Below are 21,409 nucleotides of genomic sequence, written 5' to 3' on the forward strand. Positions count from 1 at the left end.
TTAACGCTTCTTTGGAGAAATGGATGGAGATTTGGATTTGGTGCGCTCGTCCGGCAAGGGCGCCAGAGCCAGCGCGAATCCATTCGTATAGCGAAGGTCCGCTTGCGTCACGCTGCGCCCTTCCAGCCGGCTGGTCACGGCGGGCCAGGCTTGCACGAAACGCTGGATACGCGCGGCAAACGGCAGCGCCCCGGGCAGTCCGTGCGGGTCGGGTGCATCGGCGCCAGGATCGCGCCCCAGATCGAGCACCATGCCGTTGGACAGCGTGGCCTTCCACGCATATCGCGCGCTCAAGTCCAGTTCGCGCACGTGCAGTTCCAGCGGTGCAAACCATCGCGCCAGTTCGGCGTAGCGCTGCACCACCAGCCCTTCCGACCCTTCCGGCCCGGAAAACTGGGGTAGATCGCTGTCGTCTTCCAGTTCGCCCATGTTGGCGGTGAATGCCTCGCCCCATGTGTTGATCATCTGGTTTTCGTTCCACAACGCCAGCGGCTGCTGCTCTTCGATACGCACCCTCAGCGTGTCGGGCCAGATGCGCCGGACCGACGCACGACGCACCCAAGGCACGGATTCGAAGACCGCGCGGGCCTCGTCCAGGTCGACCGTGAAAAAGTTGCCCGCGAAACGCCGCGCGATCACCGCGCGCACGGCCTCCGGCGACACATAGCGCAGCTCTCCGTCGGGCGTCGCTTCCAGCTCGATCGCCGCAAGCGTGAAGTACGGACGATGCGCCACCCATACGACTGCGGCAGCGAGCATGGCCAACACCGCCAGCACGGCTAGCGTGTTGGCGATAAGGTTGGTGGTGCGCGCATCGTTCCACACGGATATTCCTGGTCAAGAGTCGCGAGCGGGGCTGTGCACTTTGCACGCGGCGCCCGCCACAATGGATACACACAGCTCGGCGTAGCTCATGCCTACGGCTTTGGCGGCCATGGGAACCAGCGAATGCCCCGTCATGCCCGGAGACGTGTTGGCTTCCAGCAGCCAGGGCTGCTGGTTACGATCGAGCATGAAATCGATACGGCCCCACCCGGCGCAGTCGAGCGCCCGATAGGCACTCACCGCCAGCTCGGCCACATGCCGGGCCACCGGCTCGGGCAGGTCGGCCGGGCAGAAATACTGGGTGTCGTCGGAAAAATACTTGTGCTCGTAGTCGTAATTGCCGCCAGGCGCCACGATTTCGATGACGGGCAGCGCGCGCGCCGATTGACCCGTACCCAGCACCGCGACAGTCAATTCCCGGCCGACGATGAACTGCTCGGCAAGCACGCGGTCATCGAACTTCGCTGCCTGAGCGTAGCCTTCCTTCATGTCGGAATAGCCCACCACTTTGGTGATTCCTACGGTCGAACCTTCATGCGGCGGCTTCAGAATCAGCGGCAGCCCCAGCCTGTCGGGCACGGTGCGCAGTTCGGACCTCGCGTCCAGCAGTTCGAAGGCGGGGGTCGGCAGACCATGCTGCAGCCAGACGCGCTTGGTCATGGTCTTGTCCATCGCCAGGCTGGACGCCATCGGACCGCTGCCGGTATAGGGCAGGCCAAGCAATTCCAGCGCGCCCTGCAGCGTGCCGTCTTCTCCGTAGCGGCCATGCAGGGCGATGAACACGCGGTCGAATCCAGCCGAGGCCAGGTCCGCCAGCGAACGCTCGCCGGTATCGAACAGGTGTGCGTCGACACCGGCCGAGCACAGCGCCTCATGTACGCCAGCGCCCGACATCAGCGATACCTCACGCTCGGCGGACCGGCCGCCATACAGCACGCCGACCCTGCCCAAGGCCCCAACATCGATACTTTGCGGCGCCACGGCCTGTTTCATGCCAGTTCTCCAACAAGGGCGGGCACTTTGCTGATCGAGCCGGCACCCATCACCACCACCACGTCGCCATCGCGCACGAAATCGAGCACAGCGCGCGGCAGCTCCGCCACATCTTCCACAAAGACGGGCTCGATTCGGCCGGCCACCCGCAGGGCGCGCGCCAGCGCCCGGCCGTCCGCTGCTACGAGCGGGGGTTCGCCGGCGGAATACACTTCGGTCAGCAATACGGCATCGGCGCCGCCCAGTACGCGGACGAAATCTTCGAAGCAATCGCGCGTGCGCGTGTACCGGTGAGGCTGGAACGCCAGCACAATGCGACGGTCGGGCCACGCTCCGCGCGCGGCCGCCAGCGTGGCGGCCATTTCCACGGGGTGATGCCCGTAATCATCGATGAGCGTGAAAGTGCCGCCGCCGTGCGCCTCAGGCACGGCGAAATCGCCGGTCTGCGTGAAGCGACGGCCCACGCCCTTGAACGACGCCAGCGCCTGGCTGATGGAATCGTCCGGAACGCCCAGTTCGGTTGCCACGGCGACCGCCGCCAACGCATTGCGCACGTTATGCAGGCCGGGCAGATTCAATTCGATGGCCAGGTCCGGCAGCGCCGTGCCTCGCGCCTGCCGTTGCACCGTGAAGCGCATGCGCGTGCCATCGGCCTGCACATCCACACCGCGCACGTGCGAATCTTCGCTCAGGCCATATGTAGTGATGGGCCGCGAGACAAACGGCATGATCTCGCGCACGTTGGCATCGTCGCCGCACAGCACTGCGCTGCCATAGAAAGGCAGCCGTTGCGTGAATTCGATGAACGCGCTTTTGAGCCGCGCCACGTCATGACCATACGTATCCATATGATCGGCGTCGATGTTGGTGATGATCGCCATCACCGGCAAGAGGTTCAGGAACGATGCGTCCGACTCATCGGCCTCGACCACGATGTACTCGCCCTGCCCCAGGCGCGCATTGGCACCCGCCGACGTCAGGCGCCCGCCGATCACGAATGTGGGATCGAGGTCGCCGGCGGCCAGCACACTGGCCACCAGGCTGGTCGTGGTGGTCTTGCCATGCGTGCCCGCCACCGCGATGCCACGCTTGAGGCGCATCAGTTCCGCCAGCATGACGGCACGCGGGACGACGGGGATGCCTGCGGCCCTGGCCGCCAACACTTCCGGGTTGTCGCCCGCCACCGCCGTCGAAGTGACGATGGCGTCCGCGCCCGCTACGTTGGCGGCGGTGTGGCCCACGGCAACCTGGGCGCCCAGGCTCGACAGGCGGCGAGTCACCGTCGATTGCTGCAGGTCGGAACCACTGATGGTGTAGCCCAGGTTGAGCAACACCTCGGCGATGCCGCTCATGCCCGAACCGCCGATGCCGACGAAATGAATATGCTGAATTCTATGTTTCATGATGTGCGCCTCGCCGCCTGCTCGCAGACATCGGCGATGTGGGCTGCCGCCTGGGGCCGCGCCTGCTGGCGGGCCCGCTCGGCCACGGCCTGTAGTTCGGGGCGGGTGCGCTGACGCAGCCAATCGGCCAGCCACTCGGGTGTCAGTTCGGCCTGGGGACATAGCCAGGCGGCCTGCGCATCGCTCAGAAAGCGTGCATTGGCGGTCTGATGGTCGTCGATGGCATGCGGGAACGGCACGAAAAGCGCCGCGACGCCGGCCGCCGCCACCTCGGCCACGGTCATGGCGCCGGCACGGCACACCAGCAGATCGGCGCTGCCCATCGCGCCGGCCATGTCGTCGATGAAGTCTCGGCAATCTGCCTGCACGCCAGCCTGCGCATAACCGGCGCGCAGCGGCTGCAGATGCTGTTCGCCCGCCTGGTGCGTCACCTGCGGACGCACTTGCGGGTCCAGCAGGGCCAATGCCCGTGGCAGCGTTGTATTGAGCGCCTGGGCGCCAAGGCTGCCGCCCACGACCAATACGCGCAAGGGCCCGGAGCGGCCCGCATAGCGTTCCGCAGGCTCCGGCAATTCGCACAGATCGCGCCGCACGGGGTTGCCAAGCGTCTCGCCGCGCGGCAACACGGCCGGGAACCCGCTGAGCACGCGGCGCGCCAGCCGCGCCAGCCAGCGGTTTGCGCTGCCCGCCACCGCATTCTGTTCATGCACCACCAGGGGCAAACCACGCAACGCGGCAATGACCCCGCCAGGGAAGGCCACATAGCCGCCCATGCCCAGCACTACGTCAGGCCGGGCGCGCGTCAGGTGGCGCCACGCCTGCGCGCCGGCGCGCAGCAACAGGAAAGGCAGCTTCAGCAACGCCGCCGCGCCACGACCGCGCACGCCCTGGAATTGCAACGGCAGCAGCTCGATGCCGCGAGCCGGCACCAGCCGGCCTTCCATCTTGTCGGGATTGCCCAGCCACAGCACGCGCCAGCCACGCTGGCGCAGCACATCGGCCACGGCCAACCCCGGCATGATGTGGCCGCCGGTGCCACCGGCCATGATCAGGACGGTGCGCGCGCTCATGTGCGGCCCCCGCGCATCATGATGCGGTTCTCGATATCCACGCGCAGCAGCAGCGCCAGGCCGCAGAGGTTCATCACAATGCCAGACCCGCCATAGCTCATCAGCGGCAGAGTCAGTCCCTTGGTGGGCAGCAGGCCCAGGCAAACGCCCATATTGATGAACGCCTGCACGCCGAACCAGATCGCCACGCCATGGGCTACCAGGCCGGCGAATGTGCGTTCCATGGCAATGGCCTGCCTGCCGATGTCGAAACCACGCTGGATCAGCACCACGAACAGCAGGATGACCAGCATGACGCCGGCAAAGCCCAGTTCTTCGCCTACCACTGCCATCAGGAAATCGGTGTGGGCTTCGGGCAGGTAGTGCAATTTCTCGACGCTCGCCCCCAGGCCGACACCCAGCCACTCGCCCCTTCCCAGGGCGATCAGCGAGTGAGACAGCTGGTAGGCGCTGCCGTAGGCGTTGGCTTCGTTCCAGGGATCCAGGTACGCGAACAGGCGCGCGCGGCGCCAGGGCGACAGCCAGATCAGGGCAAGAAAGGTGCCCACCAGCACGGCCAGCAGGCTGCTGAAATACTTGCCATTGATGCCGCCCAGGAACAGGATGCTGACAGCGATGGCGACGATGACGATGAACGCGCCGAGATCGGGCTCAAGCAACAGCAGCATCCCGACGCCGCCCAGGGCGCAGGCCATGGGCAGGAACCCCCGCGAAAAGGCCTGCATGTGCTCTTGTTTGCGCACGGTGTAGTCGGCGGCATACAGCAAGGCGCCCAGCTTCATCAGCTCGGACGGCTGGAAGTTCACCGGACCCAGCGGTATCCAGCGATGCGCGCCATTCACTTCGCGCCCGATGCCCGGTATCAGCACCGCCACCAGCAACACCAGCGACACCATGAATACGGGCATGGCCAGGCGCTGCCACATCCGGATCGGGATCGTCAGCACCACGGCGCCGCACAGCAGGCCCGCGCACATGAACAGCCCATGGCGCAGCACGAAGTAATAGCGGCCGTACGACGCATAGCGCGGGCCGTCGGCCAAGGCAATCGAGGCCGAATAGACCATCAGCAGGCCAAGCAGGAGCAGCGTGGTCGTGGCCAGGGCCAGCGGCGCATCGTAGTTGCGCATCCGGGTGCGGCCCGGGCGCACGGCGTTGACGCTGGCTGTCAGGTCGGCGATCAGGCTCATCACACTTCCCCCCGGTCGCGGGCGAGGTCATCGACCTCTTCCACGAACACAGCGCCGCGATGCGGATAGTTGCGGAACATGTCCATGCTGGCGCAAGCGGGCGACAGCAGCACGGCATCGCCGGGCTGAGCCAGTTCGGCGGCGCGCCGCACCGCGTCGCGCATGTCGGACGCCTCTATGCAGGTGACGCCGGTGTCTGCCAATACGCGCCCGATCTGCGGGCCATCGGTGCCGATCAGCACTACGGCACGGGCATGCAGGGCCACGACTCGCGCCAACGGAGTGAAGTCCTGTCCCTTGCCCAGGCCTCCGGCTATCAGGACGACCGGCTGGCCCAGCCCCTCGAGCGCGGCCACCGTGGCGCCAACATTGGTGCCCTTGCTGTCGTTGATGTAGTCGACCTCGGCGATCGTGCGCACGAAAGCCGCACGGTGCGGCTCGCCAGCGTAATCGCCCAAAGCCCGCAACATCGGGCCCCAGCCTATGTCGAGCACGCGTGCCAGCTGCAGCGCCGCCAGCGCATTTAAGCCGTTGTGCTGCCCCCGGATGCGCAACGCGTCCAGCGGCATCAGGCGGCTCAGGCGGCCACCCCCGCGGCGCGGCGGGGGGGCGTTTTTCTTACGGCGCGGCGCAGGGACGGGTTCGTCGAAATCGCTGGGCTCGCAAGCCGCCAGCCACGCCATGCCCTGTCCGGATTCCAGGCCCATGTCGCCGACCAGCTCGGGCCGTTCGCGGCCGAAACTGCGTACGTTCATATCGTCCAGCGCCTCGACCATGGCGGCGACGCGCGGATCATCGCGGTTGACGATGGCCAGACGCGCCATCTTGAGCAGGCGCGCCTTGGCTTGCACATACGCATCCATGTCGCCGTGCCAATCCAGATGGTCCTGCGTCACGTTGAGCACGGCGGCAGCGTCCGCATTCAGGCTGTGCGTGGTTTCGAGCTGGAAACTGGACAGTTCCAATACCCAGACCTGAGGCAGATCGTCGGCGTCCAGCGCGTCGATCAGCGCGGCCAGCGCGGCAGGCCCAATGTTGCCCGCGGCGCGGGCGCTCAGCCCGCCCGCATCGACCAGCTGCCTCGTCAGCGCCGTGACCGTGGTCTTGCCATTGGTTCCCGTTACCGCCAGAACTTTGGGCCGGTACTCGCGCGACTCTGCCAGCTCGGCCAGCGCACGTGCAAAAAGCTCGATCTCGCCCACCACCTCGATCTTGTTCTCGGCGGCCCGCTGCAAAAGCTCGCGGGTCGGCGATTGCGTGGGCACGAGACCCGGACTCAGGACCACCTGGCTGACGCCGTCGAGCAGCGTCGGATCGAACGCGTCGCCGCACCCCAGGCGGTAATCGACCTGGGTGCCGTCCATTGCCTCGCGCAAGGCAGCCAGCCCCCCGGGCTCGGCGCGGGTGTCCGCCACGCGCAGAGCCGCCCCGTGCCGTGCGCACCAGCGTGCGGCGGCAACACCGGTCTCTCCCAATCCGAGGATCAGGATCAGCGGCGTGTCGGCGCGGGGGGACGGGATGCTGTTCATCGCAACTTCAATGTGGAAAGACCGATCAGGACCAGCATCATGCTGATGATCCAGAAACGCACGACGACCTGGGTTTCCTTCCAGCCGCCGACCTCGAAATGATGGTGCAGGGGCGCCATCCGGAAGATGCGCCTCCCCTGCCCGTACTTGCGCTTGGTGTACTTGAACCAAGTCACCTGCATCATCACCGACAGGGTCTCGACCACGAATACCCCGCCCATGATGAAAAGCACGATCTCCTGCCGCACGATCACCGCGATGGTGCCGAGCGCGCCACCGAGCGCCAGCGCACCGACGTCGCCCATGAACACCTGGGCGGGGTACGCGTTGAACCACAGAAACGCGAGCCCCGCGCCGGCGATCGCCGCGCAAAGCACCATCAGTTCCGCGGCGCCCGGAATATAGGGAAACAGCAGATACTTGGAATAGTCGACCCGCCCCACGACATACGCGAAGATGCCGAGCGCGCTGCCGACCATGACAGTGGGCATGATCGCCAGACCGTCCAGCCCATCGGTGAGGTTCACGGCATTGCTGGTGCCCACGATCACCGCCCAGGTCAGGGCCACGAAACCCAGCACGCCCAACGGATAGCTCACCGACTTGAAGAACGGCACGATCAAGTCGGCCCGCGTGGGCAGCGGCATGGTGAAGCCGCTGCTCACCCACGCTTTGAACAGTGGCCACAATTCGGTATTGGCTGGCGCCGATACGGCAAACGCCAGGTATACGGCGGCGACCAGTCCGATACTGGCCTGCCAGAAGAACTTCTGGCGCGCCGGCATGCCTTCGGGATCGCGATAGACGACCTTGCGGTAGTCGTCCATCCAGCCTATCCAGCCGAAGCCGAACGTCACCAGCAGCACCACCCATACAAATCGGTTGGTCCAGTCAGCCCACAGCAGCGTACTGATTGCGATGGCGATCAGAATGAGCGCGCCACCCATCGTCGGGGTGCCCGTCTTCACCAGGTGCGACTCGGGCCCATAGGCACGCACGGCCTGGCCGATTTTCATTGCGGTCAGCTTTCGTATCACGCGCGGGCCTGCCACCAAGCCAATCAGCAACGCAGTGGCGCAGGCCAGCACGGCACGCAGCGTGATGTATTCCAGCACGCCGATCGCGCGCACGTCGTCTGACAGCCAACGGGCGATTTCAAGCAGCATGCGGGTCCCCCTGGCGCTCGGCCGTGGTCTTGTTATTGTTGGTCAACAGCTTCACTACCCGCTCCATGCGCATAAAGCGCGAACCTTTCACCAGAATGCTCGCCGCTCGGGACGCGCGCAGCGCCTCTGCCACGGCTTCGACGGAATCGCACGCCATCGCCCTGGGGCCGAACGCCGCAGCGCTGTCGCGGCTGGCCTCGCCCAAGGTATAGAGCAAGTCGATACCGTGGTCCCGGGCGTATTCACCGACCTCGCGGTGCATGGCCGGGCCGTTGTCGCCCACTTCGCCCATGTCGCCCAACACCAGGGCTCGGGGCGCCGGCAATTGCGCAAGCACATCCACCGCCGCGCGCACCGAGTCGGGATTGGCGTTGTAGGTATCGTCGATCAGCACCGTGCCGTCATTCAGCGCAGTGCGCTGCATGCGCCCGGCCACGGCACTGAAGCCGCCCAGCGCACGCACCGCGCTTGCGAGCGGTGCACCGGCAGCCAGCGTGGCCGCGATGGCGGCCAGCGCATTGCGCAGGTTGTGCAGCCCAGGCACTGGAAGCGCCAGTTCGGCCGTGCCCGCAGGCGTCACCACCACGCAACGCGTATCGAACGGGGTGCTTTCGATCTCGCGGGCATAGACATCCAGCCCGGGCTGCAGACCGAAGCGCAGCACGCGGCGTGCGCCGGCCTGGGCTTCCCATACGTTGCAATGCGGATCATCGCCCGGAAACACCGCCACGCCCTCGGCAGGAAGTGCCTCGATGGCTGCGCCATTCTCGCGGGCCACCGCCTCGACGGTGTGCATGAATTCCTGGTGTTCGCGTTGCGCGTTCGTGATCAACGCGACCGATGGCGCAGCAAGCGCCGCCAGCACGGCGATCTCGCCAGGATGGTTCATGCCGAGTTCGAATACGGCCGCGCGATGCTGGGACCTCAACCGCAATAGTGTCAGCGGCACGCCAATATCGTTGTTGAAATTTCCGGCCGTCGCCAGGCGGCCGGAATCACCCTGCCAATCGGCCAATATGGCGGCGATCATTTCTTTGGTGGTGGTCTTGCCGTTGCTGCCCGCCACAGCGATGACCGGCAAGGTATAGCGCGCGCGCCATGCTGCCCCGATACGCTGCAGCGCCTGGCGTGTGTCGCCCACCACCACCTGCGCGGGCGACGGGCCGTCCACGCGTTGCGCCACAATCGCGGCACATGCGCCGGCGGCTTGCGCCTGCCCGAGATACGCGTGGCCATCGAACTGCTCACCGGCCAAGGCCAGGAAGATCTCATCGGCACCGATCCGCCGCGTGTCCGTTGACAACGCGGCTGCCTGGGGCAACAGCAACGCCAGGCGCGCCCATTCACGGTCATCGAACGGCAGCTTGGAGCCACCCACTTCCTGATAGGTCTCGTGGCCTTTGCCAGCCAGCAGCACCACATCGTCCGGATCGGCGGCCCATACCGTCTGCATGATGGCACGCGCCCGATCGGCTTCGACATACAGCCGTGCCCCGGCAGGAATGCCGGCCAGGATCTGGTCGATGATCGCTTGCGGCGATTCGCGGCGCGGATTGTCGCTGGATACAGTGACCTTGTCGGCAAGCTCGGCGGCGATTCGCCCCATTTCCGGGCGTTTGCCCGCGTCGCGCTCGCCGCCGCAACCGAACAGGCACACCAGGCGGCCGCCGCGCGCATCGGCAACCGGCCGCAAGGCCATCAGCGCGCGCACCAGCGAATCGGGCGTATGGGAATAATCCACGACGACCAGCGGGCCGCGGGCCGGCGCCGCAGGTCCATGCACCGGCAGCGGCTCCACCGTCTGCAGGCGTCCATTGACGGGGCACGTGGCGGCCAGCGCCCGGGCAATCTGCTTGAGCGGCGATCCCAGCCTGGACAGCACCCCCGCCACGAGCAGCAGATTCGACACATTGTGCCGGCCCAACAGCGACGTGACGATCTGGGCTTCGCCGTCGGGGGAAGCCAGCACGAACACCTGCCCGTGCGAAGTCGCCTGCAGCTGGCGCGCCTGGAAGTCCGCCGGCACGTTCTGCTGGCTGTAGCTCACCACCCGGTCATGTGGAAGTTGCCGCAACAGGCGCTCGCCAGCGGCGTCGTCGGCATTGATCACCGCCGCGGCCAGGCCGGGCCAGCGGAACAGCCGCGCCTTGGCCTCTTCGTAGCGCTCCATCGTGCCGTGGTAATCGAGATGGTCGCGCGTCAGATTGGTAAAGCCGGCCACGGCAATTCGCACGCCGTCCAGCCGGCCCTGCTCGAGCCCGATCGACGAGGCTTCCAACGCCACGGCCTGGGCTCCGGCGGCCTTCATTGCCGCCAGCAGACGATGTACGTTCAATACGTCCGGCGTGGTGAGCTCGCCGCCCAGCGAACGTCCGTCAGGCAGCAGCGCGCCCAACGTGCCTATGGTGCCGCAGGGCTTGCCTGCCTCGGTAAGGGCCTGAGCAATCCATTGCACGCAGGAAGTCTTGCCATTGGTGCCGGTGATCGCGACCACGCTCAGGCTTTCCGACGGACGGCCGTACCAGTCATCCGCGAGCTCGCCCAACAGCGGCCGAAGATCAGCCACGCCGTGGACGGCGGGATGGCCCGCCACGCTGTCTGGCACCGGGGCCTGGCACAGCACCGCGGCCGCTCCACGCGCCATCGCCTGCTCGATGAAAGCCCGGCCGTCGACCGAACCGCCAGGGCAGGCCACGAATACATCGCCATCCGCAACTTCACGCGAATCCAGCCGCAGGTGTGCGGTATCGGGCACGATGTCGCGCAGCCAGGACAGTGCCTCGGCAGCCGCGGCGGAGAGAGGACGTCCGACGCTCATCGCGACGACTCCTGGACGCCCGCCACGATGGTGGATTCAAACGGTGCGTCGGGTTGCACGCCCATCATGCGCAAACTGCCGCCCATGATCGACGAAAACACCGGCGCGGCAATAGCGCCGCCGTAGTAACCGCCAGTCTTGGGTTCGTCGATCGAAACAGCCACCACGATGCGCGGGTTCGAAACCGGCGCGAAGCCCACGAACGAACTGCGATAGCGTTGCGTGCTGTACTTGCCGTCGACGATCTTGCGGGCCGTGCCGCTCTTGCCGGCAACGCGATAGCCTTGCACCTGCGCAGCCTTGGCGCCCTCGGGGCCGGCCGCGGCCTCGAGCATTGAACGCACCAATTCCGCCACTTTGGGCGTGTAGACCTTGACGCTGGTCGGAGCGCTGTCGCGCTTGATCAGCGTGGGCGACACCATGTCACCCTCACGGGCAAAGACGGTATAGGCGCGCGCCACCTGAAGCAGGGAAACAGAAAGGCCGTACCCATAGGCCATCGTCGCCTTTTCAATCAGCCGCCAGCGATCCCAGGGACGCAATCGTCCGGGAGCCGCGCCAGGGAAGCCCAACTGCGGGGCCCGCCCGAAGCCAAGTTCGGTGAAGCGCTCCCACATTTCGCGCGACTCGAGCTTTTCGGCAATCATGGTCATGCCGATATTGCTGGAACGCCGCAGTACGCCGCCCACGTTGATGGTGCCGTTCCTGCTGACGTCGTGGATGGTGCTGCCCTGGTAGCGGAATGCGCCGTTGCCGGTTTCGAACTGGGTATTGGCGTTGATGCGGCCGAGGTCCAGCGCTAGCGCGGCCGTGAACGGCTTCATGATCGAGCCCGGCTCGAACGTGTCGGTAATGGCCCGATTGCGCAGGTTGGGAGTGTGGAAAGTTTCGCGACGGTTCGGATCGAAGGTGGGCAGACTGGCCATGGCCAGAATCTCACCCGTGGCCACGTCCATGATGATCGCGCTGGCTGCCGTTGCCTGGTGGCGCTCCTTCGCTTCATTCAACTCTCGATACACCAGATACTGCAGGCGGGTATCGATGGACAGGTGCAGGTCGCGCCCGTTGGCAGGCATGGTTACTGCCTGCACGTCTTCAATGACGCGGCCCAGACGGTCTTTGATCACGCGCCGGCTGCCCGGCGTCCCGGACAACAGATCGTCGAAAGCCAGCTCGACACCTTCCTGCCCTTTATCCTCGACGTTGGTGAAGCCCACCAGATGCGCCGTCACCTCCCCGTCCGGGTAGTAGCGGCGCGTTTCCGGCTGCTGATGAATGCCCGGCACATCGAGCTTCTTGATCTGGTCGGCCAACTCCATCGGCACCTGGCGCTTCAGGTACACGAAATTGCGATCTTCATCGGCGAGGCGGCCGCGCAGATCGGCCGCCGACGTTCCCAGCAACTTGGCGAGCTCGCTCAATTGCGCGCCGGTGGCCGGCTTGACGTCTTCCGGTATCGCCCAGATGGCGCGCGCCGGCACACTGGAGGCCAGCACCACGCCATTGCGGTCGAGTATCTTGCCGCGCGTGGCGGCCAAGGTCAGCGTGCGCTCGTAGCGGCGCTCGCCTTGCTGTTGCAGGAACTCGGTAGACAGGCCCTGCAAATAAAGCGCACGCCCGGCCAAGACCACGAACCCGCCCAACAGCATCAGCAGCACCAGCCGCGCCCGCCACGTGGGCAATTGCCCGCGCAGCACCGGGTTATCGAAGAAAGGCACGCGCTTCATTGCGTGCCTCCGACCGGCGGAATCGGCTGTTGATTGAGATAGATCGTGCGGTGGGGCACGATGGGGATCATTTTCAGATCTTCACGCGCCGCCCGGTCGATTCTGGCGTTGCGCGCCAGTTCGGCCCGCTCGAGCTGCAGCCTGCGCCACTCGGTATCAAGCGTGCGGGCCTGCGTGCGGCTGCGTTCCAGCTCGATGAACAGCTGGCGCGACTGATACCGGCTCGTCACCAGCGAAATGGCCGACAGCATCAGCAGGACAGCCAGGAACAGGGCGGTGCGTCCCATCAGTGCGGCCTCCGCTTGGCGCGGCGCACAGGCACCGATTCGCCCGGCACACGCATCGCCGGCACCAGGGCGGCCGCCCCGTCGCTGCTCAGTGGCGTTGCGGTGCGCTCGGCGACGCGCAACACCGCCGAACGGGCGCGCGCATTGACCGCGACTTCCTGGTCATCGGCCTGCACCCGCCCAAGCATCCGCACCAGGGGTTGCGGCAGTTCGCTTTCGCGCAGGGGCAAGCGCGCATGCGCCGCGGCCGGCCGGGCCGCCGCCGCGATGCACTGTTTGACCATGCGATCTTCCAGCGAATGAAAACTGATCACTGCCAACCTCCCCCCCGGGGCAAGCAGCTCTAGAGCTGACGCGAGGGCGCGCGCGAGCTCTTCGAGTTCCCGATTGATGTAAATCCGTAGAGCCTGAAAGGTGCGTGTGGCCGGATGCTGCCCCTTTTCGCGCGTGCGGACGGCGCTGGCGACGCACTCGGCAAGCTCGAGCGTGGTGCGCAGCGGCCGTGTTGCGCGGCGAGCAGCAATCGCCTTTGCAACCTGAAAAGCAAACCGTTCTTCGCCATAATCTGCTATGACCTCCCGCATTTCATCCACACTGGCTTGCGCCAGCCAATCCGCTACCGTCGGGCCGCGGGTCGTATCCATACGCATGTCGAGCGGGCCGTCGCGCATAAACGAAAAACCCCGTTCGGCATCATCCAACTGAGGGGAAGACACCCCCAGGTCCAGCATCACGCCATCGATGGCGCCAATACCGCGCTCGGCCAAGGCCTCGCGCATCGTGGCAAAGCCACCGTGCACCACCACGACCCGGGCATCTCGTGCAGCCAGCTCGCCGGCCACGGCAATTGCCTGCGGGTCCTTGTCGAACACCACCAGTCGCGCTTGCGGCCCCAGACGGCGCAGCAATTCGCGGCTGTGTCCGCCGCGCCCGAAGGTGCCGTCCACAAACACCCCTTGCCGCGCGCGATCTTCGGCCTGCGCGTCTTCCTGCCGGACCGACCGTGTCGCGCCTTTGCCGCCGAAATCGGCCAGCAGCAACGCATCCACCGTCGGCTCCAGCAGCACGGGCCGATGCTCGAATTCCATACTCGATTTCAGAACGAAAACTGGTTCAACACATCCGGCATTCCCTGTGCCAGGTCCTCTGCCTCGCGGCGGGCCAGGGAAGCGGCATCCCACAGCTCGAAGTGAGCGCCCATACCGAGCAGCATCACATCGCGCGTCATACCGGAAGCGTTGCGCAGTTCAGGCGCGATGAGCACACGGCCGGACCCGTCGATTTCGACGTCCTGCGCGTTGCCCAGCAGCAGCCGCTGTAGCGCCCGCGCAGACATGGGAAATGCGGCGATCTGCTCGCGCTTCTTTTCCCACTCTTGCCGCGGATACACCAGCAGGCAGCCGTCAGGATGGCGGGTCAGGGTCAGCCGGCCTTCAGCCTGCGCGATCAGCGCGTCACGATGCCGGGTCGGAATCGAGATCCGTCCCTTGGCATCGAGCGTCAGCGCGCTGCTTCCCTGAAACACCACATTCACCCCACTTAATTGCACAAATTCCTACTTTTTCCCACTCTACGGTAATGGGCAATCGGGGTCAAGCGCGCGGTTGCAATTTTTTCAATCACAACAAGGACTTAGAGCACTTCTGGAATTTTCCAAAATAAAAACCCCCTGATAAATCAGGGGGTTGCAGTAACAACTAAAAGTCCTTCTTCAGAAGTCAGCCACAGCGGGGCGCTTTCAATGCTTTACGTTCGGCCGCCGGGACGCGATCAGGTCCCGACGGCGCGTATTCAGCAGCAAGACAGGTCTATAGGCCGGATTCTGTACACCGGGCGGACCCGGCGGGCAATCATTCCTCTGCGCGGGCCATTGCTGGACCGCTGTAGCCACCTACCCGCATGCTCGAGCGAGCCGCCCTTCGGGCCCGAAGGCCGCACGCATGCCTATTTGGTGTTGCTCCGGATAGAGGTTGCCGCGTTTCACCCTGCGATGCCGCCGCCCGTTTCCGGACTGCGCGGCACGGAGATAGCCGTGCCGGTGCGCGTTTGGCGCGCCCGCCCCGCAGACTCGTCTCTGTGGCCCTGTTCCTCAGCCGCGACGGCAGGCGAACCTGCCGGGCGACCGGACGGCCGTTAGCCGTTACCCTGCTCTATGGAGTCCGGACCTTCCTCGAGGGATCTGCATCCCACGCGACTGCCCGACCTGCCTTGCTGCGCCATTTTAGTACACCCGGAGAAAGCCGCCTCGGGTTCCTGCGACAATAGGGGTTGCATCGCAACAGGCAGTCTCAATCATGGCTACGGCAACCCTCATTACCCTCACCGGCGTCCAACTGGCCTACGGCCACCACGCGCTGCTCGCCCAGGCTGACTTCAATATCCAGGCAGGCGAACGCATCGGCCTGATCGGCCGCAATGGCGCCGGCAAGTCTTCGCTGTTGCGCTTGCTCGACGGCCGCACGCAGCCTGACGACGGTGATGTGGCACGCCTGTCCGGATTGCGGGTGGCCACCGTGGAACAAGAGCCCGCCCTGGACGACACCCTGTCGGTGTTTGACGTGGTGCATGGGCCATCGGACGAGCACGAAGACTGGCAGCGCCCCGCCCGGGTGCGGGCCGCGCTGGAACGCCTGGGCCTTCCCGCCGAGGCGTCGGTGGCGGGTCTCTCCGGAGGCACGCGCAAGCGCGTGGCCCTGGCCCGCGCCCTGGTCGACGAACCCGACCTGCTGTTGCTCGACGAACCCACCAACCACCTCGATTTCGACGGCATTGCGTGGCTGGAAGATCTGCTGCGCAACTGGAAAGGCGCCGCCGTCATCATTACGCACGATCGCCGCTTCCTCGACGCGGTGGCGACCCGCATTGTCGAACTCGACCGTGGGCGCCTGCTCAGCTTCCCGGGCAACTTCACGCAGTGGCAAGAGCGCAAGGCCCAATGGCTGGAATCGGAGCGCCTGGAGCAGGAACGCTTCGACAAACTGTTGGCGCAGGAAGAAGTGTGGATCCGCAAAGGCATCGAGGCCCGCCGCACGCGCAACGAAGGCCGGGTACGCCGGCTTGAACGGCTGCGCGTCGAACGCGCCGACCGCCGCGAACGCATGGGCAACGTCAACCTGGCCATCGCTGCCGGCCAACGCTCCGGCAAGCTCGTGGCCGAACTGAAGAACGTCGACAAGGCGTTCGACGAAAAAGTCGTCGTACGCGACTACAGCACCACCATCCTGCGCGGCGATCGAATCGGTATCGTCGGCCCCAACGGCGCCGGCAAGACCACACTGCTCAAGCTCATCCTCGGAGAACTTGCACCCGACCGGGGTTCCACTCGACTGGGCACCAACGTCGCGGTGGCCTATTTCGATCAGATGCGCGCACAGCTCGACGAAGACGCCACCCTGGCCGACGTCATCAGTCCGGGCAGTGAATGGGTCGAGATCGGCGGGGCGCGCAAGCACGTCATGAGCTACCTGGGCGACTTCCTGTTTTCGCCGGCACGCGCGGGCTCACCGGTGCGCAGCCTGTCAGGCGGCGAACGCGCGCGGCTGCTGCTGGCGCGCCTGTTCGCGAGGCCGGCCAACGTGCTGGTGCTCGACGAACCCACCAACGATCTCGATATCGAAACGCTGGAACTGCTGGAAGAATTGCTGCAAGAGTACACAGGCACTGTGCTCCTGGTCAGCCATGATCGCGTCTTCCTGAACAATGTGGTCACGCAGACTATCGCCAGCGAGGGCGAGGGCCTATGGCGCGATTATGTCGGCGGATACGACGAATGGGTGGCGCAGCGCCCTGCGCCACCGCAATCCGGCAACAAGCCCGCGCGCGCCGCGGCCCCCGGGCCCGAGTCCTCCGCCAGCCCTTCGGCGCCACGGACACGTCCGGCGCGCACTGCGCGCTTGAGCGCCTGGGAATTGCGCGAGCTCGAAAGCCTGCCCGAAGCCATCGCCGACATCGAAGCACGCCAGGCGGCCCTGTCCAGCCAGTTGGCCGACGGCAGCCTGTATCGTGATGCACCGTCTGAAGTCGACCGCATCAATAAAGAGCTTGCGACCCTGGAAGCGGAACTGGAAGACAAGTTCGCGCGCTGGGAATTGCTCGAAGCCCGCCGGGCAGACGGTTGAACAGCGGATATTCACAAACGCGGGCCACAGTTCACGCGCGCGTATTGCCCACCGGGTAAAGGCTGGCGTCTGTCGCCTGGGGGTCGGTGACACCTGTAGGTTGGCTGTCCGGTGTGATAACCGACGCGCAGGGTCGGTGGGCCGGAGACAACGGAAGCGCAAGGATCGGCCGTCGAGGGCGACGACCGACGCGCAATTAAGGGCCAGCCGAGGTGACTGTTGACGCGGGCCTATCTGACACGCTGGTGCAACTGCATATGCGCCTGATCCGCCTGCCGGCGCGATGCCTGACGCGCGAGTATTGGCCAGCCGTGAAGATATGCGACAACCAGGCTGGCTGCGGGGCGACTTCCACCGCCCCGGCGCTTGGCAGCTCTCTTGCTACACCGCCCGCCAGTCCAGCGTTTCGCCAGCCGCCAGCGGCACCAGCGACGTGTCGCCGAACGGCAGCTCGGCGGGCACCACGTACGATTCACGTTGCAGGGTCAGCGTGCCGGTGTTGCGCGGCAGGCCATAGAAATCGGCGCCGTGGAAACTTGCGAAGCCTTCCAGCCTGTCCAGGCGCCCGGCCTGCTCGAAAGCCGTGGCATAGAGTTCTATCGCGTGCAGCGCCGTATAGCAGCCAGCACAGCCGCAGGCATGTTCTTTCAAGCCGCGTGCGTGGGGTGCGCTGTCAGTGCCCAGGAAAAAGCGAGGGCTGCCGCTGGTGGCCGCCTCGACCAGCGCCTTGCGATGGATCTCGCGCTTGAGTATGGGAAGGCAGTATAAATGCGGACGTACCCCGCCCTGAAAAATGGCATTGCGGTTGTACAGCATGTGTTGCGGGGTGATCGTGGCGCCTATGGGGCCCTCGGCGTCGCGCACGTACTCTGCACCCTCTTTGGTGGTGATGTGCTCGAACACCACCTTCAGGCCGGGATAAGCGCGTCGCAGCGGTTGCATGACCCGCTCGATGAACAGGGCCTCACGGTCGAACACGTCGACAGACGGATCGGTGACCTCGCCATGCACCAGCAACGGCATGCCGCAACGTTCGAGCGCTTGCAAAGCCTTGCCGCACTTGCCCAGCAGGTCGGTCACGCCGGCATCCGAATTGGTGGTTGCCCCCGCCGGATACAGCTTCACGGCATAGACGGCGCCCGATTCATGCGCGCGGACGATCTCATCGGCCGAAGTGTTGTCGGTCAGGTAGAGTGTCATCAGCGGCACAAATGGCGGTGCGTCCTCATGCAAGCGCAACGCTGCCTCAATACGTTGCCGGTAGGCCAGGGCCTGTTCGGTAGTGGTTACCGGCGGCCGCAGGTTCGGCATGATGATGGCGCGCGCAAATTGGCGCGCCGTGTCCCCCACAACCGCCTGCAGCGCCGCGCCGTCGCGCAGGTGCAAGTGCCAGTCATCGGGGCGGGTGATCGTCAGTTGAGTAATCTGGGGCGTGGTGGACATGAGCTAAGGGGGGGCGGCGTCATTCTGCCAAGGGCATGCCACGCTCGGCCAGCGCGCAGAACATGGCGCTGCCCAGCGGAATGACGGCATCGTTGAAATCGAATCGTGAATTATGCAGCACGCAGCCGGATTCTGCTCCGCCCTGCCCCAGCCGGAAATAGGCGCCTGGACGAGCCTGCAGCATAAAAGAAAAATCTTCCGAGCCCATCGAAGGCACCAGATCACGCACCACGTTTTCCTTGCCCACCATGTCGGTGGCTATGTCGGCCACGAGGTTGGCATGCTGTGGTGTATTCAGCGTGGCCGGGTAGATGCGCTCGTAGATGATCTCGGCGGTGGCGCCAAAACCCGCTGACAGTGCGTTGACGAGCTCGCGCATCCGCGTCTCGACCATCTCTTGCACCGACTTGCGGAACGTACGCACCGTGCCCACCAGCTTGGCTTCGCGGGGTATGACGCTCATGGCACCAGGGTGCCCGGCCTGCAGCGAGCCGATGGACAAAACCGCGGAATCGAGCGGATTCACGTTGCGCGACACGATAGTCTGCAAGGCAGTGATGACGTGGCCCGCGATGGTGACGGGGTCGATGGTCTGGTACGGATGCGCTCCATGGCCGCCTCGGCCGGTAATGGTGATTTCGAAGCGGTCGGCCGCAGCCATCATCGGACCGGGGTTGATGCCCACCGTACCCGGCCTGAGGCCGGGCCAATTGTGCAATGCATAGATCGCGTCGCACGGAAAGGTATCGAACAGGCCATCTTCCATCATGGCCTTTGCGCCACCGCGACCTTCTTCGGCCGGCTGAAAAATCAGTACGGCCGTTCCATCGAAATTGCGCGTCTGCGCAAGATATCGCGCTGCACCGATCAGAATGGCGGTATGCCCGTCATGGCCGCAGCCATGCATGAGTCCGGCCTTGCTAGACTTATGCGCAAAGTCGTTGTCTTCGGTCATGGGCAAGGCGTCCATGTCGGCGCGCAGGCCTATCATGCGGCCGCTGTCGCGGCCCCGCCCTCGGATCACGCCAACCACGCCGGTCTTGCCTATGCCGCGGTGCACCTCGATGCCCAGTGCCTCGAGCGCGCCGGCCACAATGCCGGACGTGCGCACCTCTTCGAAGCCCAGCTCGGGATGCGCGTGCAGGTCGCGGCGCAAGGCCGTCAGTTCGTCATGAAAGAGCCGGATGGACTCCAGCGCTGATCTCGCGTACATGTGCCGTTACACACCTTGGTAAGGGGGCAAGGAAGTCCCCATTTTAGTTGCTACAGAGCATAAATGCCTTTGTCTTTGCGAGGGAGACAAGTTATGCTCCGCCCGCAGGACAATTTTTCCAACAGCCAGAGAAGGAGCGCCGCATTATGGCTACAACCTCCAAACCCGCGACCGCGCGCAAGCCGAACGCCGCATTCATGAAGCCCTTGACCCCCAGTGCCGAACTGGCTGAAGTCATTGGTTCGGACGCCGTGCCGCGCACCGAGGTCACCAAAAAGATCTGGGAATACATCAAAAAACACAACCTGCAAGATGCCAGCAACAAGCGCAACATCAATGCTGACGCCAAGCTGCGCCCGATCTTCGGCAAAGATCAAGTCACGATGTTCGAACTGACCAAGCTGGTCAACGCCCACCTGAAGTAAGCAGGCAAAGGGCGTACCCGGTACGTCCCTGCGCCCATTCGAAAGCCGGCATACGCCTCAAGGCGGGCCGCGCGGGCCCTCTAAGGCCCTGCCTTCCCCAAGCAAGCCTACCCGCGCGCATTGCGGCCATGCCGACGCGATGGTGCTGCTGTGACCAGACAAAAAAAGGCTGGCCCTGACGGGCCAGCCTTTTTTAACTACGCCGATAATGCTTACGCATACGGCGTGGGCGCCACGCCTTCAAGCAGCGCGAGCCAGCCCTTGATGAGACGGTAAAGTACCCATATCACCGTGGCCGCCAGGCCAATCCAGCCAATAAAGACCAGCGTAGCGATGGCGCTTATGGCCAGCCACAGCAACGCCCACCAAAATGTGCGTAGCAACCAGTCGAAATGTGCCGCATACATAGTGCCAGCCGTGTCGGCGCGTTTGACGTACATCAGTACCACTGCCGCCAGCGTGGCAATGCCCAAGAAGCCGCCGGTTAGGAATCCAAGGGCATACAAGCCATAGGCCACATGGGTCAGCGTGCGCAGGTCGGGCGACTTGTTTGACTGGGGAATCTGGGGATCGCTCACGATAACCGCTCCATCGAATAGATTTAGGCAATCTTACCGCACATAGACAACTGAACGTGGGCTATGAGTCGTTCGATGAGCAAGGTGTGGTCGCATCGCGACGGCCTGAAGATGCCTGCAGCCGCACGCTGGGTGAGGCTGCCGCATCAGAGTGCCGTCAGAATGCCTGCAGTCTCCCGCACCAGCCTATGCCACCGAGAGTCGACTTGGCCCACAACGAAGCAGACTGCCAACAGATCCCTCGTCGTCCCATTGAACAGGGCGGGTCCATGACCACCTGCCTCGCAAGCGGATCAAGGCCACCGCGCCTGGTCGGGATGCGCGATGCATCCGCAATGCGAATTTCATCATTCAGTCGGGTCGTATCCAGACCGAGAAACGCGCCTGCTGCGTCATCGTCCCCTCAAGACGCATCTTGTCTCGGGAGTTGGCGCGCCGGACTTGGGGCAGTGTGCGGCCATGTCCGCTAGCTACCCAGACCGCAGTAGCGGTCCTGTCGGTGGTCTGGTCGTGGCACAGCGTGACTGCGCCCTTGCTCCATTCGCGGTACGCGTCATGGGCGGTTGGTTTGGCGGGCGTTGACTGGCGCGCCAAAGACAAAACCCCAGCACGTATGGGTGCTGG

At 65.0% G+C, this 21,409-nt stretch carries 17 protein-coding genes and 1 other RNA gene; 2 read left to right on the top strand and 16 right to left on the bottom strand.

Features of this window, described 5'->3' with window-relative positions:
* The 13 genes from ACV17W_RS09650 to rnpB all read right to left on the bottom strand — a co-directional run bounded on the left by ACV17W_RS09650 (position 1) and on the right by rnpB (position 15,218).
* Positions 1-825 (bottom strand): cell division protein FtsQ/DivIB, encoded by an 825-nt coding sequence (locus tag ACV17W_RS09650; protein ID WP_462596202.1) that lies wholly within the window; start codon positions 823-825, stop codon positions 1-3.
* A gap of 12 nt (positions 826-837) precedes the next feature.
* Entirely contained in the window at positions 838-1,818 is a 981-nt protein-coding gene (locus ACV17W_RS09655) for a D-alanine--D-alanine ligase (protein ID WP_462596203.1), read from the bottom strand.
* The gene (murC, locus tag ACV17W_RS09660; RefSeq protein WP_462596204.1) at positions 1,815-3,221 is read right to left on the bottom strand and encodes a UDP-N-acetylmuramate--L-alanine ligase; all 1,407 of its coding nucleotides are present in this window, start codon (positions 3,219-3,221) and stop codon (positions 1,815-1,817) included. Before murC ends, ACV17W_RS09655 begins: the two co-directional genes overlap by 4 nt.
* Positions 3,218-4,291, bottom strand: a complete 1,074-nt coding sequence (gene murG / locus ACV17W_RS09665) for an undecaprenyldiphospho-muramoylpentapeptide beta-N-acetylglucosaminyltransferase (protein WP_462596205.1) — start codon at positions 4,289-4,291, stop codon at positions 3,218-3,220. The genes murC and murG overlap by 4 nt, the downstream gene beginning before the upstream one ends.
* Positions 4,288-5,481 (bottom strand): putative lipid II flippase FtsW, encoded by a 1,194-nt coding sequence (gene ftsW / locus ACV17W_RS09670; protein ID WP_462596206.1) that lies wholly within the window; start codon positions 5,479-5,481, stop codon positions 4,288-4,290. The genes murG and ftsW overlap by 4 nt, the downstream gene beginning before the upstream one ends.
* Complete coding sequence (gene murD, locus ACV17W_RS09675) at positions 5,481-7,010, bottom strand: UDP-N-acetylmuramoyl-L-alanine--D-glutamate ligase (RefSeq protein WP_462596207.1); 1,530 nt, start codon at positions 7,008-7,010, stop codon at positions 5,481-5,483. Before murD ends, ftsW begins: the two co-directional genes overlap by 1 nt.
* Positions 7,007-8,176, bottom strand: coding sequence for a phospho-N-acetylmuramoyl-pentapeptide-transferase (mraY, locus tag ACV17W_RS09680; protein WP_462596208.1), 1,170 nt, complete (start codon positions 8,174-8,176; stop codon positions 7,007-7,009). Before mraY ends, murD begins: the two co-directional genes overlap by 4 nt.
* Positions 8,166-10,994 carry a bifunctional UDP-N-acetylmuramoyl-L-alanyl-D-glutamate--2,6-diaminopimelate ligase MurE/UDP-N-acetylmuramoyl-tripeptide--D-alanyl-D-alanine ligase MurF gene (gene murF / locus ACV17W_RS09685; RefSeq protein ID WP_462596209.1) on the bottom strand — a complete coding sequence of 943 codons (2,829 nt, stop codon included), beginning with the start codon at positions 10,992-10,994 and terminating at the stop codon, positions 8,166-8,168. The genes mraY and murF overlap by 11 nt, the downstream gene beginning before the upstream one ends.
* Entirely contained in the window at positions 10,991-12,721 is a 1,731-nt protein-coding gene (locus tag ACV17W_RS09690; protein WP_462596210.1) for a peptidoglycan D,D-transpeptidase FtsI family protein, read from the bottom strand. The genes murF and ACV17W_RS09690 overlap by 4 nt, the downstream gene beginning before the upstream one ends.
* Positions 12,718-13,008: a cell division protein FtsL gene (ftsL, locus tag ACV17W_RS09695; protein ID WP_462596211.1), complete on the bottom strand. Its 291-nt coding sequence runs from the start codon at positions 13,006-13,008 to the stop codon at positions 12,718-12,720. Before ftsL ends, ACV17W_RS09690 begins: the two co-directional genes overlap by 4 nt.
* Positions 13,008-14,096 (bottom strand): 16S rRNA (cytosine(1402)-N(4))-methyltransferase RsmH, encoded by a 1,089-nt coding sequence (gene rsmH, locus ACV17W_RS09700; RefSeq protein WP_462596212.1) that lies wholly within the window; start codon positions 14,094-14,096, stop codon positions 13,008-13,010. Before rsmH ends, ftsL begins: the two co-directional genes overlap by 1 nt.
* Positions 14,097-14,104: 8 nt before the next feature.
* On the bottom strand, positions 14,105-14,533 hold the full coding sequence (gene mraZ, locus ACV17W_RS09705; protein WP_462596511.1) for a division/cell wall cluster transcriptional repressor MraZ: 429 nt from the start codon (positions 14,531-14,533) through the stop codon (positions 14,105-14,107).
* A 270-nt stretch (positions 14,534-14,803) separates the two neighbouring features.
* Positions 14,804-15,218, bottom strand: an RNA gene (rnpB, locus tag ACV17W_RS09710) — RNase P RNA component class A.
* Positions 15,219-15,302: 84 nt separating this feature from the next.
* Between rnpB and ACV17W_RS09715 the strand changes: the two genes are divergently transcribed.
* Entirely contained in the window at positions 15,303-17,126 is a 1,824-nt protein-coding gene (locus tag ACV17W_RS09715) for an ATP-binding cassette domain-containing protein (protein WP_462596213.1), read from the top strand.
* A 381-nt stretch (positions 17,127-17,507) separates the two neighbouring features.
* Here ACV17W_RS09715 and pyrC read toward each other — a convergent pair whose 3' ends face one another.
* Together pyrC and ACV17W_RS09725 are read right to left on the bottom strand one after the other, a co-directional pair.
* The gene (gene pyrC, locus ACV17W_RS09720) at positions 17,508-18,569 is read right to left on the bottom strand and encodes a dihydroorotase (protein ID WP_462596214.1); all 1,062 of its coding nucleotides are present in this window, start codon (positions 18,567-18,569) and stop codon (positions 17,508-17,510) included.
* Positions 18,570-18,588: 19 nt separating this feature from the next.
* Positions 18,589-19,782 carry a M20 aminoacylase family protein gene (locus ACV17W_RS09725; RefSeq protein ID WP_462596215.1) on the bottom strand — a complete coding sequence of 398 codons (1,194 nt, stop codon included), beginning with the start codon at positions 19,780-19,782 and terminating at the stop codon, positions 18,589-18,591.
* 146 nt (positions 19,783-19,928) lie between these two features.
* Here ACV17W_RS09725 and ACV17W_RS09730 point away from each other — a divergent pair, with 146 nt between their 5' ends.
* On the top strand, positions 19,929-20,207 hold the full coding sequence (locus tag ACV17W_RS09730) for an SWIB/MDM2 domain-containing protein (RefSeq protein ID WP_160350246.1): 279 nt from the start codon (positions 19,929-19,931) through the stop codon (positions 20,205-20,207).
* A gap of 212 nt (positions 20,208-20,419) precedes the next feature.
* Here ACV17W_RS09730 and ACV17W_RS09735 read toward each other — a convergent pair whose 3' ends face one another.
* A complete protein-coding gene (locus tag ACV17W_RS09735) occupies positions 20,420-20,785 on the bottom strand; it encodes a DUF4870 family protein (RefSeq protein WP_462596216.1) in 366 nt (121 codons plus the stop codon).
* Between the last annotated feature and the right edge of the window lie 624 nt (positions 20,786-21,409).

The sequence above is a fragment of the Bordetella sp. MIP270_01_BMS genome (genome assembly GCF_054958705.1).